Source organism: Mesorhizobium sp. USDA 4775, from assembly GCF_054062655.1.
In genome coordinates, this window is record NZ_JBSSFM010000001.1 from 4,178,224 (window position 1) to 4,194,153 (window position 15,930).

General features: G+C 63.3%; 12 protein-coding genes. 5 read left to right on the top strand and 7 right to left on the bottom strand.

Features of this window, described 5'->3' with window-relative positions; translation table 11 throughout:
• Positions 1-29 precede the first annotated feature (29 nt).
• Positions 30-1,013, top strand: coding sequence for an N-acetyl-D-Glu racemase DgcA (gene dgcA / locus ACVILI_RS20495; RefSeq protein ID WP_019858348.1), 984 nt, complete (start codon positions 30-32; stop codon positions 1,011-1,013).
• Here the strand turns inward: dgcA and ACVILI_RS20500 are convergent.
• Together ACVILI_RS20500 and ACVILI_RS20505 are read right to left on the bottom strand one after the other, a co-directional pair.
• A complete protein-coding gene (locus tag ACVILI_RS20500) occupies positions 933-2,198 on the bottom strand; it encodes an MFS transporter (protein ID WP_038646991.1) in 1,266 nt (421 codons plus the stop codon). The two genes, dgcA and ACVILI_RS20500, sit on opposite strands and share 81 nt — an antisense overlap.
• A 125-nt stretch (positions 2,199-2,323) precedes the next feature.
• Positions 2,324-3,139 (bottom strand): UDP-2,3-diacylglucosamine diphosphatase, encoded by an 816-nt coding sequence (locus tag ACVILI_RS20505; RefSeq protein WP_027046875.1) that lies wholly within the window; start codon positions 3,137-3,139, stop codon positions 2,324-2,326.
• 119 nt (positions 3,140-3,258) lie between these two features.
• Between ACVILI_RS20505 and ACVILI_RS20510 the strand changes: the two genes are divergently transcribed.
• The 4 genes from ACVILI_RS20510 (at position 3,259) to ACVILI_RS20525 (ending at position 8,689) form a co-directional block, all read left to right on the top strand.
• Complete coding sequence (locus tag ACVILI_RS20510; RefSeq protein ID WP_019858351.1) at positions 3,259-4,038, top strand: SDR family oxidoreductase; 780 nt, start codon at positions 3,259-3,261, stop codon at positions 4,036-4,038.
• 176 nt (positions 4,039-4,214) lie between these two features.
• Positions 4,215-6,539 carry an NADP-dependent malic enzyme gene (locus ACVILI_RS20515; RefSeq protein ID WP_038646993.1) on the top strand — a complete coding sequence of 775 codons (2,325 nt, stop codon included), beginning with the start codon at positions 4,215-4,217 and terminating at the stop codon, positions 6,537-6,539.
• A gap of 194 nt (positions 6,540-6,733) precedes the next feature.
• Positions 6,734-7,414, top strand: coding sequence for an outer membrane protein (locus ACVILI_RS20520; RefSeq protein WP_019858353.1), 681 nt, complete (start codon positions 6,734-6,736; stop codon positions 7,412-7,414).
• A 72-nt stretch (positions 7,415-7,486) separates the two neighbouring features.
• Complete coding sequence (locus tag ACVILI_RS20525) at positions 7,487-8,689, top strand: DUF2865 domain-containing protein (protein ID WP_069092245.1); 1,203 nt, start codon at positions 7,487-7,489, stop codon at positions 8,687-8,689.
• On the opposite strand, the gene ACVILI_RS20530 is transcribed toward ACVILI_RS20525, so the two are convergent.
• From ACVILI_RS20530 to ACVILI_RS20550, 5 genes are all read right to left on the bottom strand, one after another.
• Complete coding sequence (locus ACVILI_RS20530; RefSeq protein ID WP_019858355.1) at positions 8,607-9,980, bottom strand: glutamate--tRNA ligase; 1,374 nt, start codon at positions 9,978-9,980, stop codon at positions 8,607-8,609. The two genes, ACVILI_RS20525 and ACVILI_RS20530, sit on opposite strands and share 83 nt — an antisense overlap.
• Positions 9,981-10,126: 146 nt before the next feature.
• Positions 10,127-11,308: a hypothetical protein gene (locus ACVILI_RS20535; protein ID WP_457102578.1), complete on the bottom strand. Its 1,182-nt coding sequence runs from the start codon at positions 11,306-11,308 to the stop codon at positions 10,127-10,129.
• Between the two features lie 234 nt (positions 11,309-11,542).
• Positions 11,543-13,348 (bottom strand): ABC transporter ATP-binding protein, encoded by a 1,806-nt coding sequence (locus ACVILI_RS20540; protein ID WP_027046877.1) that lies wholly within the window; start codon positions 13,346-13,348, stop codon positions 11,543-11,545.
• A 391-nt stretch (positions 13,349-13,739) separates the two neighbouring features.
• Positions 13,740-14,150, bottom strand: a complete 411-nt coding sequence (locus tag ACVILI_RS20545; RefSeq protein WP_019858360.1) for a GNAT family N-acetyltransferase — start codon at positions 14,148-14,150, stop codon at positions 13,740-13,742.
• A gap of 45 nt (positions 14,151-14,195) precedes the next feature.
• The gene (locus ACVILI_RS20550; RefSeq protein ID WP_019858362.1) at positions 14,196-15,872 is read right to left on the bottom strand and encodes an NAD+ synthase; all 1,677 of its coding nucleotides are present in this window, start codon (positions 15,870-15,872) and stop codon (positions 14,196-14,198) included.
• Between the last annotated feature and the right edge of the window lie 58 nt (positions 15,873-15,930).

The following is a 15,930-nucleotide window of genomic DNA, read 5'->3' on the forward strand; positions in this document are numbered from 1 at the left end:
CCCTTCTGGCACAGCCGGAGCAGAAAAATATGGCGCGTGTCATTTCGGTTGAGGCCGAGCGTTTTCCAATCGCCGGCACCTTCACCATTTCGCGCGGCTCCAAGACCGAGGCCGAGGTCATCACATGCACGATCAGCCAGGATGGTCATAGCGGGCGCGGCGAGTGCGTTCCCTACAAGCGCTATGGGGAAACCATGGACGGCGTACACGCCGCGATTGAGGCCATGCGCGAGCGGATCGCCGGCGGCATCGACCGGACCGCTTTGCTCGACGCAATGCCGGCGGGAGCCGCCCGCAACGCCGTCGACTGCGCGCTCTGGGACCTTGAAGCCAAGATCAGCGGCAACCCGGTGGCAAACGCAATCTGGCCCGCACCGCTGCGTCCACTGGAAACCGCCTACACACTGTCGCTCGGCGAACCCGATGCGATGGCGGCACAGGCCCGCGCCAATGCCGGCCGGCCTTTGCTAAAGGTCAAGATCGGCGGCGACAACGACATGGCCAGGATTCGTGCTGTGACGGAAGCAGCGCCTCAGAGCCGAATCATCCTCGATGCCAATGAGGGTTGGACCGACGACAACATCGTCGCAAACCTCGCTTTCGCGGCGGGGCGAGGCATTGCGTTGGTCGAACAGCCGCTGCCCGCTGGCCAGGACCAGATCCTGCGCCACATCGCCCATCCGCTGCCGATCTGCGCCGACGAAAGCGTGCATGAGGCGAAGAACCTGGAAACGCTGGTCGGTCTCTACGATGCCGTCAACATCAAGCTCGACAAGTCGGGCGGACTGACGGCGGCGCTCATGCTGCGCGACCGCGCCCGCGAGCTCAGTTTTGGCATCATGGTCGGCTGCATGGTCGGCACGTCGCTTGCCATGGCGCCGGCGGTGCTGCTCGCCCAGGACGCCGATTTCGTCGACCTCGACGGTCCGCTGCTACTTGCCCGCGACCGTGTTCCGGGTCTCGTCTACCAGGGTTCGCTCGTCTCCCCTCCGGACCGGGCGCTTTGGGGCTGAGCGCGCGGCGAACCCGATCAGCACCAGGCCGACGATCGCGATCGGGATCATCACCAGGAAACCATCGACGCCGAGACGGTCATAGAGCGGGCCGGAAGCCAGCGTAACGGCTGCCATGAAGAAGCCGTTGAAGAAATAGGCGATGCCTTGCGCCGCACCCGTGCGCTCTTCGGAGACAGTCTCGGCGATCATTCTCTGCAGACCGATGAGCACCATTGCGACAGACACCGAGTGCAGTGACTGCACGGCGAAGAAGCCGGCGATGCCGAGCCCGAGCGGCCAGACCAGTGGAAAGATGATCCAGCGCACGATGGAGCCGATGCCGGCGATCACCATCACCCTGACGACCGACACGGAAGCGAAAATACGATTGAAAAACAAGAACATGCAGACTTCGGACACCACGCCCCAGGCCCACAGCAGGCCGACCACGGAATCGCTGATGCCGATCGATTTCCAGTAGATGGAAACGAAACCGTAGAGGAAGGCGTGGCTGGCGGTGATGATGCCGACGCCAAAGGTGAAGTAGAGGAAATAGGCATTGAACAGGCTCGGCGCCGCGTGCTGGATTTCCGCGGCCGACAACGGCGAGGCCTTGCGCGGGCGCCCCATGCGCGGCGCCAGCAGCCCGGCGACGAGCGCCGCGCCAAGGGCAAAGAATATGATCACCGGGACGGCTTGGGGTCCGGTGGCCGCCAGGATGAAGCCGCCCGCGACATTGGCGCAGAGATAACAGATCGATCCCCATTTGCGCATGCTTGCATAGTTCGAGCCGAAGCGGCGCACGCCCGAAAGCGCCAGCGAATCGGCGATCGGCGAATGCGGCGTCCAGACAATGGTCAGCGCCAGCGACACCGCCAGCACCATCGCGTAGGTGGGCGTGAGGAGATAACCCGCCGACAGCAGCAGGGAGGCTGCCACCAGCGCGACATAGACATTGGCACGGTCCCTCGCCCGATCGGCGAGCGTCGTCAGCAGTGGAGTGGTCACCACGCGCAGGAACATTGGCGCGGCCAGGATGACGGCGATCTGTTCGGCGTGAAATCCCTTGGCCTGCAGCCACAGCGGGAAATAGGGCAAATGCGTGCCGAGCGATATGAACAATGTGCCGAAGATCAGGCTCATGCGCAGTTCGAAATGGCGCGGTTTGACGAGCTGTTCTGGCGAAAGCGGCGGCAGGGACATGAATCGATCCAATTACGCCGCGCTCTACCGGCTGACGACGTGGATCGATCCCTTAACATGGCGGAAAACCAGGCGAAACCGGCTGGACCAATCGATTGACGCTTAAAGTTGTCGCGGCCTTCGTGTCAGGCCGCCTGCCCGACCCGATCCTCGATGAGCATCGGGATGAAAGGTTCGTCAAACGACTCCGGCAGCACCTGCGCCCAGGTCAGGATTTCCATCCGGCCATCGAAGTGCTCGACCACGGCCGTGCAGCTTTCCACCCAGTCGCCGGTGTTGATGTAGCGCACGTCATCGAAATTCTCGATCGCGGCATGGTGGATATGGCCGCAAATAACGCCGTCGACATGCGAGCGGCGGGCTTCCTCGGTCAGCACGGTCTGGAACGAGCCGATGAAGTTGACCGCCTTCTTGACCTTGACCTTGGCCCAGGACGAAAACGACCAGTAAGGCAGGCCGAGCAATTGGCGCAGCCGCGTCACCACGCGGTTGACGATCATCGCCGCGTCATAGGCGTGGTCGCCGAGATAGGCGAGCCAGCGCTGGTTGTGGACGACTGTGTCGAACTGGTCGCCATGGATGACGAGCAGGCGCTTGCCGTCGGCCGTTTCATGGATGGCACGGTCGGCGACGACGATGCCGCCGAAATGCACGCCCTGGAACTGGCGGGCGAACTCGTCGTGATTGCCGGCGATATAGGTGATGTTGGCGCCCTTGCGCGCCTTGCGCAGCAATTTCTGCACGACGTCATTGTGGCTTTGCGGCCAGTGCCAGCTGCGCCGCAGCCGCCAGCCATCGACGATATCGCCGACCAGATAGATGATGTCGGCGTCATGGTAGCGCAGGAAATCGATCAGGAACTCGGCCTTCGCCGCCTTCGAGCCGAGATGGACGTCGGAAATGAACATGCTGCGGAAAGTGCGGGGCTCTGGGCCTGACATCGCGATTTCACCCTTGCTTTCGCGCAGCCTATGCCCCGATTCATGCAACAACCGTATGACGGTTGCGATTGGTCCAGCCTAAGGACTAGCTTGCCGGCCAAATCACAGGAGAAATCGTCATGGATCTTGGTATCCGCGGAAAGAAGGCTATCGTCTGCGCTTCGAGCAAGGGTCTTGGAAAAGGCTGCGCCATGGCGCTGGCCGAGGCCGGTTGCGATATCGTCGTCAATGGGCGCAACGCCGAACTGGTGGCCAAGACCGCCGCGGAGCTGCGCGCGCGTTACAGCGTGACCGTGACGGAAGTCGTCGGCGACGTCTCGAAGCCCGAAGTGCAGAAGGCGCTGCTTGCCGCCTGTCCGGAGCCCGACATCCTCGTCAACAACAATGGCGGCCCGCCGCTGCGCGATTTCCGCGAACTCGATCGCGCCAAAATCCTCGAAGGCGTGACCCAGAACATGGTGACGCCGATCGAACTGGTGCAGGCCGTCCTCGATGGCATGGCGAAGCGCGGCTTCGGCCGCATCGTCAACATCACCTCGCTGTCGGTCTATGTTCCTATTCCCGGTCTCGACCTGTCGTCGGGCGCGCGCGCCGGCCTGACCTCCTTCCTTGCCGGCGTGGCGCGAACGGTGATCGACCGCAACGTCACCATCAACAGCCTCTTGCCCGGCAAGCTCGACACCGACCGGCTGCGCGGCCCGCATGAGGCCGGCACACCAGAGGATCCGGCGGCTGCCGCCGCGCGCAAGACCCGCATCAGCGCCGATGTCCCGGCCAAGCGGCTCGGAACGCCGGAGGAATTCGGCCAGATCTGCGCCTTTCTCTGCTCGGTCCATGCCGGCTACCTCACGGGCCAGAACATACCGGTCGATGGCGGCCTCTACGTCAGCGCCTTCTGATCTAGAGGTCAGCGAAGCGGCGCGACTCATCTGGCATGAAATGGCCGCAAGCATCTGATATATATTGATTTTCGACGCGCAGCCACTTAATGCTGCCGGCGCGTCAATTAGCGTCGCGAAAAATCTAGGCCGCATGCTAAAAGGACTCCCGACACAGGTTTCGAGGGAGCGGCCGCATGGAAGGCGAGAACAAGAAAACGGCACGTTCGGACCTCGACGAAGCCGCCCTCTACTTCCACAAGCATCCGACGCCGGGAAAGCTCGAGATCCAGGCAACCAAGCCGCTCGGCAACCAGCGCGATCTGGCGCTCGCCTATTCGCCCGGCGTGGCTGCGCCTTGTCTTGAGATCCGCGACAATCCGGCAACCGCTGCCGATTACACGGCGCGCGCGAACCTCGTCGGCGTCGTCTCCAACGGCTCGGCCGTGCTCGGCCTCGGCAATATCGGCCCGCTGGCCTCCAAGCCGGTCATGGAAGGCAAGGCGGTTCTGTTCAAGAAGTTCGCCGGCATCGACGTCTTCGACATCGAGATCGACGCCCCCGAGATCGAGCGCATGGTGGAGACCGTCGCCGCTCTCGAACCCACTTTCGGCGGCATCAATCTCGAGGACATCAAGGCGCCGGAGTGTTTCGAAGTCGAGGAACGGCTGAAAGCTCGCATGAGCATACCGGTGTTCCACGACGACCAGCATGGCACCGCCATCATCGTCGCTGCCGCCGTGCTCAACGGACTGGAATTCGCCGGCAAGACCATCTCGGACATCAAGGTCGTCACCTCCGGTGCGGGTGCGGCCGCCCTTGCCTGCCTGAACCTTCTGGTCTCGCTCGGCGTGCGCATCGAAAACATCTGGGTCACCGATCGTTTCGGCGTCGCCTACAAGGGCCGCACCGAAGAGATGGACCGCTGGAAAGACCCCTATGTGAAGGACACCGAGGCGCGCACGCTGGCCGATGTCATCCCGGGCGCCGATGTCTTCCTCGGCCTCTCTGCGGCGGGCGTGCTGAAGCCGGAACTGCTGCAGCATATGGCGCCAAAGCCTTTGATCCTGGCGCTGGCCAATCCCAATCCCGAGATCATGCCGGAAGTGGCGCGCGCGGCGCGTCCCGATGCCATGATCTGCACCGGCCGCTCCGATTTTCCCAATCAGGTCAACAATGTCCTATGCTTCCCCTACATCTTCCGGGGCGCGCTCGACTGCGGCGCCAGCGCCATCAACGAGGAGATGAAGATGGCTGCCGTGCGGGCCATCGCCGCTCTTGCCCGCGAAGAGCCTTCGGACGTCGCCGCACGCGCCTATTCGGGCGAGACGCCGATCTTCGGGCCCGATTTCCTGATCCCCTCGCCCTTCGACCCCAGGCTGATCCTGCGCATCGCGCCGGCCGTCGCCAAGGCGGCCTGCGACACCGGTGTGGCAACGCGGCCGATCACCGACTTCGCCGCCTATATCGACAAGCTCAATCGCTTCGTCTTCCGCTCCGGCCTGGTGATGAAGCCGGTGTTCTCGTCCGCCAAGGCATCGAGCGCCAAGCGCGTCATCTATGCCGATGGCGAGGACGAGCGCGTGCTGCGCGCCGCCCAGGTGGTGCTCGAGGAAGGCATCGCCGAGCCGATCCTGATCGGCCGTCCGCATGTCATCGAGGTCAGGCTGAAGCGCTACGGGCTGCGCATCAAGCCGGGCGTCGATTTCGGCCTGATCAACCCCGAGGACGATCCGCGCTACCGCCACTATGTCGACCTGCTGATCGAACTCGCCGGCCGGCGCGGCGTCACGACGGAGGCCGCGCGCACCATGGTGCGCACCGACAACACGGTGATCGCGGCACTCGCGCTGAAGCGCGGCGACGCCGACGCCATGGTCTGCGGCCTTGAAGGGCGCTTCGAGCGGCATCTGCGCAACGTGACGCTGATCATCGGGCCGCGCGCGGGCATCAAGGACTATGACCTGTCGACGCTTTCGATGCTGATCTCGCAGCGCGGCATCATCTTCCTCACCGACACCCACGTCTCCGTCGACCCGACGGCCGAGGAGATCGCCGAGATGACCGTGCTGGCGGCCGAGGAAATCCAGCGCTTCGGCATCGAGCCGAAGGCGGCCCTTCTGTCGCACTCGGATTTCGGTTCGCGCGATTCACCTAGCGCGCTCAAGATGCGTCAGGCGGCGGCGATCCTGGCGCGCATCGCGCCGGAGTTGCAGTGCGACGGCGAAATGCATGCCGATTCCGCGCTGTCCGAGCATCTACGCCAGCGCGTCTATCCGCATTCGCGGCTGAAGGGCGAGGCCAATCTGCTGGTGTTCCCCAACCTCGATTCGGCCAACATCACGCTGACGGCGCTGCGCGCCATGATGGATGCGTTGCATGTCGGCCCGATCCTGCTCGGCACCGACATGCCGGCCCACATACTGACGCCCTCGGTCACGTCGCGCGGTGTGGTCAACATGACTGCGCTGGCGGTGGTCGAGGCCGCGCACAAGGCACAGGCCGTCGCCAATCTGGACTAGGCCGAAGCCGGCTTCAGCTGGCTCGGCCTGGTCTTCCGGGCAGCATCCTCACATGCCGGCGACAAGTTGTTGCAAATGGTGGTGTTGCCGATAGGCAACTTGCGATTGTGGAAATTCGGCCTTGGCTGGAAGCAGATTTCGCAGGAAAGGCCGACCTGATATGGTTGCACATCTGATCTGACGGCGAGGACGTCATGAAAGGCTTCTTGCTCGCATCCGCATTGCTGTCGTTGATCGGCGGACAAGCTCTGGCCGCGGACGCCATCGGTTCCGAGCCCGCGACCGTCCATGACTGGTCCGGCGTCTATGTCGGCGGGCAGATCGGCTACGGGTTCGGCAGGACCGACGCGGTTTTCAGTTCGCCCAACACGCCAACGTTTCAGGCAAGCCAGGACTACGACATCGACGGATTCCTGGGTGGTGTTCAAGTCGGCTATAACTACCAGATCAATTCCATGGTTCTCGGCGTCGAAGCCGACATTGCCGGCGCGGACATCAAGGGACACTCGGGCGAAATCAATGTCGGCGTCCGCGGCGATACATACGATACCAAGGTGGACTGGTTTGGAACGCTGCGCGCCAGCGCCGGATATGCGTTCGACAACAGCTTGATCTATGGAACCGGCGGCCTTGCTTACGGAAGCGTTGAAAACCGATACCTTGACGGGCCTTTCAATAGCTTTTCGGAAAAGGGCACCAAAACTGGATGGACTCTTGGCGCAGGGTTGGAACAGGCATTTACCGATCATTGGTCGGCGAATGTCGAGTATCTTTATGTCGATCTGCGCGACCAGACCATCGACTACGGCGGCAGCAACACCGAGTTCGATAACAAGTTCAGCACGGTCAAGATCGGCATGAACTACAAGTTCTGACAAGCAGCCGAAATAGACGATTAACCGCGAACGGGGTAGCTTGGCGGGCACGGGCTAGCGGGATTGAGACGGATGACAAGCGGAGGGTCGAAGCGGGCGCATGCTGCCATGCTGCTTGGCCTCCTGCTGTCCGGCGCCACCATCACCGAGTCACACTCCGCCTCGCGGGTCTGCCGTCAATTGGAGGCCGATCTTGCCGCGGCTTCGCGTGGCGGCGGCGGTGGTCCGGCCATGATCCGCAAATACGATGCCGCGATCGACCGGCAGCGTGAACAGATCTCCAAGGCACGCGACCAGGCGGACAATGCAGGTTGCGGGTTTTCGCTGTTTTCCCGCAACATCAATCGATGCGCCGGGCTCAACGCCACCATCGACCGCATGAACGCCAATCTCGACAGTCTCCAGGCCAAGCGTGCGCAACTCGCCGGTGGCGGCGGCTCGCGTCGCGACCGTGGCCGCATCCTGGCTGCGCTCGACGCCAATGGCTGCCGCGACGACACGGTTGCTCCGCGCCGCCCGCCGCTGCAGGAAGCCGACCGCGAAGACGGCAACGCCAACCTGTTCGACCAGCTTTTCGGCGGCGACAACCAGCCGAGCGACACGCCTGACCAGCCGGACGATCCCGGCGAGGAACGCAATGTCCACCGCGTCCTGAACCTGCCCGGCGTTCCAGACGCTCCGGGCACCGGCGGCGAGTTCCACACCACCTGCGTGCGCACCTGCGACGGCTATTTCTTCCCGATGTCGAATGCCGCCTCGGTCGGCGATTTCGAGCGCGACCAGAAGAATTGCCAATCGAGCTGCCCCGGCACCGAGATGCAGGTCTTCTATTCGCGCGGCATGGACGACGATTCAGCCTCGATGACGTCATCGGTCACCGGCAGGCCCTACAGCGAGCTTCCGACCGCCTATCTCTACAAGCAGTCCAACATATCGCGGCCGCCGGCCTGCGGCTGCAATGCCGCGCAGAATTTCCAGATCATTGGCGGCAACCCGCCGGCCCCGCATCAGTCGCTGCCGGAAACGGAAGCGGCACCGTTGGTTCCCATGCCGGCCTCCAAGCCCGATCCGGGCACCGACCCGGAAACCCTGGCCAACAGGGACGGCGGGCTCGACCGCGGCGCCATCAAGCGGCTTTCCGCCAAGCCGGTGACGTCGCCGGTATCCGCCTTGCCGCCGGAGCAGCGCAAGGTCAGGGTCGTCGGGCCAACGTTCCTTCCCGACCCATCAGCGGCAATAAATCTGCAAGCTCCGGCCCCGAAGGCAGTCCAGTAAGGGCAAGCCTCAGCGGCATGAACAGCCCCTTGCCCTTGCGCCCTGTCGCTTCCCTGATCTTGCCGGTCCAGTCCTTCCAGACCGCTCCGTTCCAGGGCTCTTCGGGCAGGACTTCGAAGGCCTGTCCGAGGAAGTCACGATCGTCGTCCGAGAATTCCGGTCTGTCCTGCGGCCCCTCGCGCAGGATTCGCCACCAGCCCACCGCATCGGCCAGCCGGTCGAGATTGCCGCGCACCGCCAGCCAGAACGGCTCGGCCTGTTCGCCGGAGATGCCAAGCACCATCAGCCTGTCGCGCGCCTCGTCGAACGGCATATGGTGCATCAGCGCGCGGTTGAGCACGAACAGTTCGTCCGGATCGAACTTGGCCGATGATTTCGAGGTCGCGGCCGGATCGAAACGGCCGGCGAGTTCGGCGAGGTCATGCGCGGCCGCGACATTCTCCGAGGTGCCGACCAGAACGGCGAGCGACGCGACGGCCATAGGCTCGATGCCATCCTCGCGCAGGCTTTCGATGGAGAGTGCCCCGGTGCGCTTAGACAGCCCCTCGCCCGAGACGGTGGTCAAGAGATTGTGGTGGCCGAAGACAGGCGGCTCGGCGTCCAGCGCCTTGAACAGGGCAATCTGCACGCCGGTGTTGGTGACATGGTCGTCGCCGCGGATGACGTGGCTGACACCCATCTCGATGTCGTCGACGACGGACGGCAACGTGTAGAGATAGGTGCCGTCCTCGCGCACCAGCACTGGATCCGAGAGCGAAGCCAGATCGACCGTTTCCTGGCCACGCACCAGATCGTTCCAATGAACCTCGGTGCGTTCGGGCTGCAGCGGGTCGCTGGTAAAATTGGGCAGCAGGAAGCGCCAGTGCGGCCGGCGCCCGTCGGCCTGGTATTCGGCCACCTGCTCCTGCGTCAGCGCCAGGGCCTCGCGGCCATAGACCGGCGGCAGGCCGCGCGTGCGGCGCACCTTGCGCCGAAGATCGAGTTCTTCCGGTGTTTCGTAGCAGGCATAGAGAACGCCCGCTGCCTTCAGCCGCTCGACCGCCGCGTCATAGACCTCGAAGCGCCGCGACTGATATTCGGTGGCATCGGGAAAAACGCCCAGCCAATGCAGGTCGTAGAGGATGGCGTCGGCGAATTCCTGCTTCGAACGGCCAATGTCGGTGTCGTCGAAGCGCTGGATGAAGCGGCCCTTGTTGTTCAGGGCAAACAGCCAATTGAACAGAGCGGTGCGCGCATTGCCGATATGGATGCGGCCGGTCGGTGACGGGGCGAAACGAACGGTAACTGTCATGAGCGGGGCGTACCGGATGCCTTTGTGATTGACAAGATGCGCCCCCGCGCTGGTCGGCACACATAGAACATGATGCGCGCGATGAAAAGACTAGGCCATGCGAAGCGCATGGCCCTTATCCGATCAGAACAGCTGGTTGAAAGCGATCAGCGGCCGAAGTCGTCGGAACTGAGGCGGGTCCAGCGGTCGCCCATCAACCCACCGATAAAGATGTCGCCGGAGCGGACCGCTTGCGCGACCTCGGGGATGCGCGAGCGCACCATCGTCCCCCCGGCATAGCGGAAGAAGACATTCTTGTAGCTGAAGAGTTGCGGCATGAACCTGCTCTGCGTCTGCCCGATGATGCCTGCGCAGCCCATATTCCACGCGTCCTCCATCACGCCATCCAGCGTCGCACCCCAGTGAGGTCCAGAGGACTGGAGTTGCAACAGGTTCGCGATGCCGCCGGCCTGCCCGTAGAAAGCGTAGCAACCGAGCATTTTACCAGTCTCGTCGTAGGTCCCACCAAAATGAAGGGGGCCGTCGGCCCGTTTCTCGGCCGCCAGCGCGAGCAGCCGTGGCAGTTCGCCATCCTGCCAGCGCGGCCGAAGCGCGTAATCTGAGATAATGGCCGGCAGCCGCTCCGCAAACTGCGCGGCATCCATCGGCTCGCGATGGACCCGGTGTGACGAGGAATGCTGGACAGGCGGCTCGAACCTTTTTCTCGTAAAAGCGTCGAATGCTCGGGCGCAGGGATCGAGCACGAAGCGCGGCAGACCCGGCCATTTACCGCGCGCCACGGCGGAGGCCACCGCGGCCGGGCGGAAAATGCGGGTCCATCCCAGGCAATGCGCCGGCAGCAACTGATATTTCATCGGGCGCGCGAAGGCCAGGGATACCCGGTTGGCCGAATCGGTGAGGTGCAGATCGAATTCGCCTTGATGCACGGCACGCAGCAATTGCGGCCCGGCCGAACCGTGATCGGTGCCGGTGTCAGCCATGAGCGGACCAATGATTGCGGCATTCAATGTCGCGCCGTTGAGCTCGTAGCGGGCCTTCAGGACACCGAGGAAGCCACCCAGATCTCCCTGCGGGTTGATCTGGACAAGAGCGTTGCTCGCGCCTGGCTGCCCGGCAGGGTCGAGATAGATCTTGCTCATATACTCGGCCACCTCAGCGATCGCACGATCGAGGAGGTGACGTCGCCGACGGCGAAACTTCGTCAGGAAGAGTGCGGCGACCCGCTCGAGATCTTCGGCGGCGAGTGGCCGAACCGAGCCATGGTGAATTGCCAGCACCGGCGGCGCAGCTGCTTTTTCCGCACCAGTATCTTTGGAAGCAAGATGCATAAGTGAAGCCGAAATCCCGCGCTGACCAATCTGATCCCAGGATACGGACTTACGCTACCTGGATTGCTTTTGCGTAAATATATGACAACCAGTGGTAGAAATGGCGTGTCGTGCCCCGGCATCGTAAAAAACGTCTAAACCGCGGGAATGCCGCAAGAGCATGCTGCGCAGGTCACTCCGGCCGACAGCGCCTGATGGAGATGGCCTCCGGCCGATGCCGGAGGCCATCTCGGGTCAAACGACCAGTCCCTTGGTCAGTTCGAGCGCCTGACGCTCGAACAGGCGGCGGTAGATGCCGCCTTTCAGCCGGATCAACTCGTCATGCGAGCCTTCTTCGACAATGTTGCCGCGATCGAAGACCAGCAGCCTGTCGAGCGCCCGCACCGTCGACAGCCGGTGGGCGATGACCAGCGTGGTGCGCCCGACCATCAGCCGCTCCATCGCCTGCTGGATCAGCACCTCCGATTCCGAATCGAGGCTCGACGTCGCCTCGTCCAGGATCAGGATGCGCGCATCGGCCAGGAAGGCGCGCGCGATCGCCACGCGCTGCCGCTCGCCGCCCGACAATTTCACGCCGCGCTCGCCGACCAGCGTGCCATATCCCTTCGGCAGGCTGGTGATGAAGTCATGCGCGCTCGCCAGCTTCGCAGCATGCTCGATCTCCTCCTGGGTCGCGCTCGGCCTAGCATAAGCGATGTTTTCGGCCAGCGAGCGATGGAACAGGATCGGCTCCTGCTGGACGATGGCGATCTGCCCGCGCAGCGACGCCTGCGCCACCTGCGAGATGTCCTGGCCGTCGATCAGGATCTTGCCCGCATTGACGTCATAGAGCCGCTGGATCAGCTTGACGAAGGTCGTCTTGCCCGAACCGGAGTGACCGACGAGCCCGACGCGTTCACCCGGCGCGATATCAACCGAAAAGTCGCGATAGAGCGGCGACCGGTGATTGCCGTAGTGAAAAGTGACCTTGTCAAAGCTGATCGACCCTTGCGTGATCCGGATCGGCCTGGCGCCGGGCCGGTCCTCGATGCCGAGCGGTTCGGACTGGAAATCGACCAGTTCCTCCATGTCGTTGATCGAACGCTGCAAATTGCGGATATGCGTGCCGATATCCCTGAGATAGCCCTGCAGCACGAAGAACGAGGTCAGCACGAAGGCGACGTCGCCGGCGCTCGCCTGCCCCCACGACCACAAGAGCAGCGACAGGCCGATCACAGCGGCGCGAATGACCAGCAGCAGCGCCCCTTGCGTGGTGCCGTTGACGGTGCCGCGCACCCAGGTGCGCCGCGTGCGCGCCCGCCATTTGGCGACAACCCTGGCGAGGCGGCGCTCTTCGCGCTCCTCGGCGCCAAAGCCCTTGACCACGGCGTTGCAGCTGACAGCGTCGGCAAGCGAACCGCCAAGACGCGTGTCCCAGGTATTGGCGAGCCTGGCCGCCGGCGCGACATAGCCAAGCGACAGCATCGCCGTCACCATGATGAACAGCACCGAGCCGGCGGCGACGACCACACCCATCAGCGGCCAGAACCAGCCAAGCAGCAGCGTCGAGCCGACGAGCATGACCACCGACGGCAGCAGCGCGATCAGGATGGTGTCGTTGAGCAGGTCGAGCGCCCACATGCCGCGCGTCACCTTGCGCACGGTCGAGCCGGCAAACGAGTTGGCGTGCCAGTCGGTGGAAAAGCGCTGGACGCGATGGAAGGCATCGGCGGCGATGTCGGCCATCATCTTCAGCGTCAGTTCGACGATGCCCATGAACGCCAGGTTCCGCAGCACGACGCCCGTCAAGGCGAGCGCCATCAAGATCGAAAACGCCGTCATCGCGGCATTCCAGGCAATGGCGTCCGCGCCGGCGCTGCTGGCGACGGCGTCGACCAGCCGGCCGGAATAGAGCGGCGTCAGGACGTCGGACAGCGTCGACAGCAGGAAACCACCCATGATCAGCGAAAGCCGCCAGGGCTGGCGCCGCCAATGGGTAAGCGTGAAACCAAGAACGCTACGAAAGGCGCTCGCGCGCAAATCGATCTTGAAACGAGCCATGATGTCATTCGGGCGCAAACGAGCCCGATCCCAGTAAGGTCGAAAATTGAAGAAGCCGCGCAAGGGGCGAATGATTGCCCAGAAGCGGAGTGGCATATTTTGGCGTTACGCCCGTAGTCGGGCGGCGACCGGCATCGGCAAAAGCCTGTGCTCAAACCGGCTCCAATGCGAAGGACGGACCTTCGCGGGGCGCCGGATGAGACCTAGGCTTCGCGGCCTCGCATTACCATCTTAAATACTGCCATTCGGACCTCCCGCAAGTGAATCGCGGAGTGGTCCTTATAGAGACGCTCTGATGCATCGCCAAGACGGGCTCTGTCCAAAAGCATATCTGGTCCAACCACTGCGATTATTTTGCAACAACGGTGGCAGAAGCCGTTCGCCGCGCCGATCACTGGGGCATGCGGTCCAAGCGCATGTATCGACCGTCGGTCGATGCCTTGAAGCCCAGCTTTTCGTAGACCCCATGCGCATCACCGGTCGACAGGCTCCAGTGCGAGACGTTACCGAGCTCGGGATGATCGATGAGTGCCTGCACCAGCCGCTGGCCGATGCCCTGCCCGCGATTCTGCGGCCAGACGATGATGTCGGCGAGATAGGCGAACACCGTGCGGTCCGTGATTGCCCTGCCGAAACCGACCTGCTTGCCATCGATGTAGGCGGCCGCGCAGAACGAATTGGCGAAGGCCCGGCGATGAAACTCATCGCTGCGTCCAGCCCCCCAATAGCTCGCCATCAACAGGTCGGAGGTCGCACGGAAATCGATCCGCGCGAGGTCAAAGCTGATCTCACAGTCCGGCATGTTGCATCCTCGCGGTACCGTCTATTTCGCCCAACGGACGAACGCTTACCCACGATCCCTGAAACGGTTGGTGATGGGATAGCGGCGGTCGCGGCCGAAATTCTTCCGGGTGATCTTCACACCCGGTGCCGCCTGCCGGCGCTTGTATTCGGCGATGTAGAGCAGGTGTTCGATGCGCGTCACCGTCGCCCGGTCATGGCCGCGCGCGACGATATCGTCGACGCCCATCTCATTCTCGACCAGGCATTCGAGAATGTCGTCCAGCACCGGATAGGGCGGCAGCGAATCCTGGTCGGTCTGGTTCTCGCGCAACTCCGCCGACGGCGCCTTGTCGATAATATTCTTCGGGATGACCTCGCCCGATGGCCCGAGCGCGCCCGGCGGCACATGGCTGTTGCGCCAGCGCGACAGCGCGTAGACCTGCATCTTGTAGAGGTCCTTGATTGGATTGAAGCCGCCGTTCATGTCGCCATAGAGCGTGGCATAGCCGACCGACATCTCGCTCTTGTTGCCTGTCGTGACCACCATCGAGCCGAACTTGTTGGAAATCGCCATCAGGATGGTGCCGCGCGCGCGGCTCTGCAGGTTTTCCTCGGTGATGCCTTCCTTGGTGCCCTCGAAGAGCTGCGTCAGCGCATGCAGGAAACCTTCGACCGGCTCGAAGATCGGCACGATGTCATAGCGGCAGCCGAGCGCGCGGGCGCAATCCTCGGCGTCCTTGAGCGAATCCTTCGAGGTGTAGCGGTAGGGCATCATCACCGCGCGCAGCCGCTCTTCCCCGAGCGCGTCGACGGCAAGGGCCGCGCAGATCGCCGAATCGATGCCGCCGGACAGGCCGAGCACCACATTCTTGAAGCCGTTCTTGTTGACGTAGTCGCGCAGGCCCAGCATGCAGGCGCGATAGTCGGCCTCCTCCCGCTCGGGGATCTTCGACATCGGCCCTTCCGAGCAGACCCAGCCGTCCTCCCCGCGCTTCCACGTGATGACGTCGACCGCTTCCTCGAACTGGCTCATCTGGAAAGCCAATGTCTTGTCGGCGCCGATGGCAAACGATGCGCCGTCGAAGATCAGCTCATCCTGGCCGCCAAGCTGATTGGCATAGGTGATCGGCAGCCCGCATTCGATGACCTGACGGATGACCACCTGGTGGCGGACATCGATCTTGGCGCGATAGTAAGGCGAGCCGTTCGGCACCAGCAGGATTTCCGCCCCGCTTTCCGCCAGCGATTCGCAGATGCCGACATCGCCCCAGATATCCTCGCAAATCGGAATGCCGATGCGCACGCCACGGAAATTGACCGGTCCCTGGATCTCGGGTCCAACCTGGAACACGCGCTTCTCGTCGAACTCGCCATAATTCGGCAGGTCGAGCTTGTAGCGTTCGGCGATGATCTTGCCGGCGTCGGCGACGATGATCGAATTGTGCGTACCGCTCTTACGCTTCAGCGGCGTGCCGATGATGACGCCGGGGCCGCCATCCGACGTATCGGCGGCAAACTCCTGCGCCGCCTTTTCGCAGGCCTTCAGGAAGGCCGGCTTCAGCACCAGATCCTCCGGGGGATAACCGGCAAGGAAAAGCTCTGTGTAGAGCACGAGATCGGCGCCCTGGCGCGCGGCATCCGCCCTCGCCTCGCGGGCCTTGGCGAGATTGCCGGCGACATCGCCGACGGTCGGGTTGAGCTGGGCGATCGCGATGCGCAGTATGTCGGGCTTCTTGGTCATGCCTGCTGACTTAGCGCGGCAAAATTCGCCTCGCAATGGCGTTCGCTTGGACCAACCC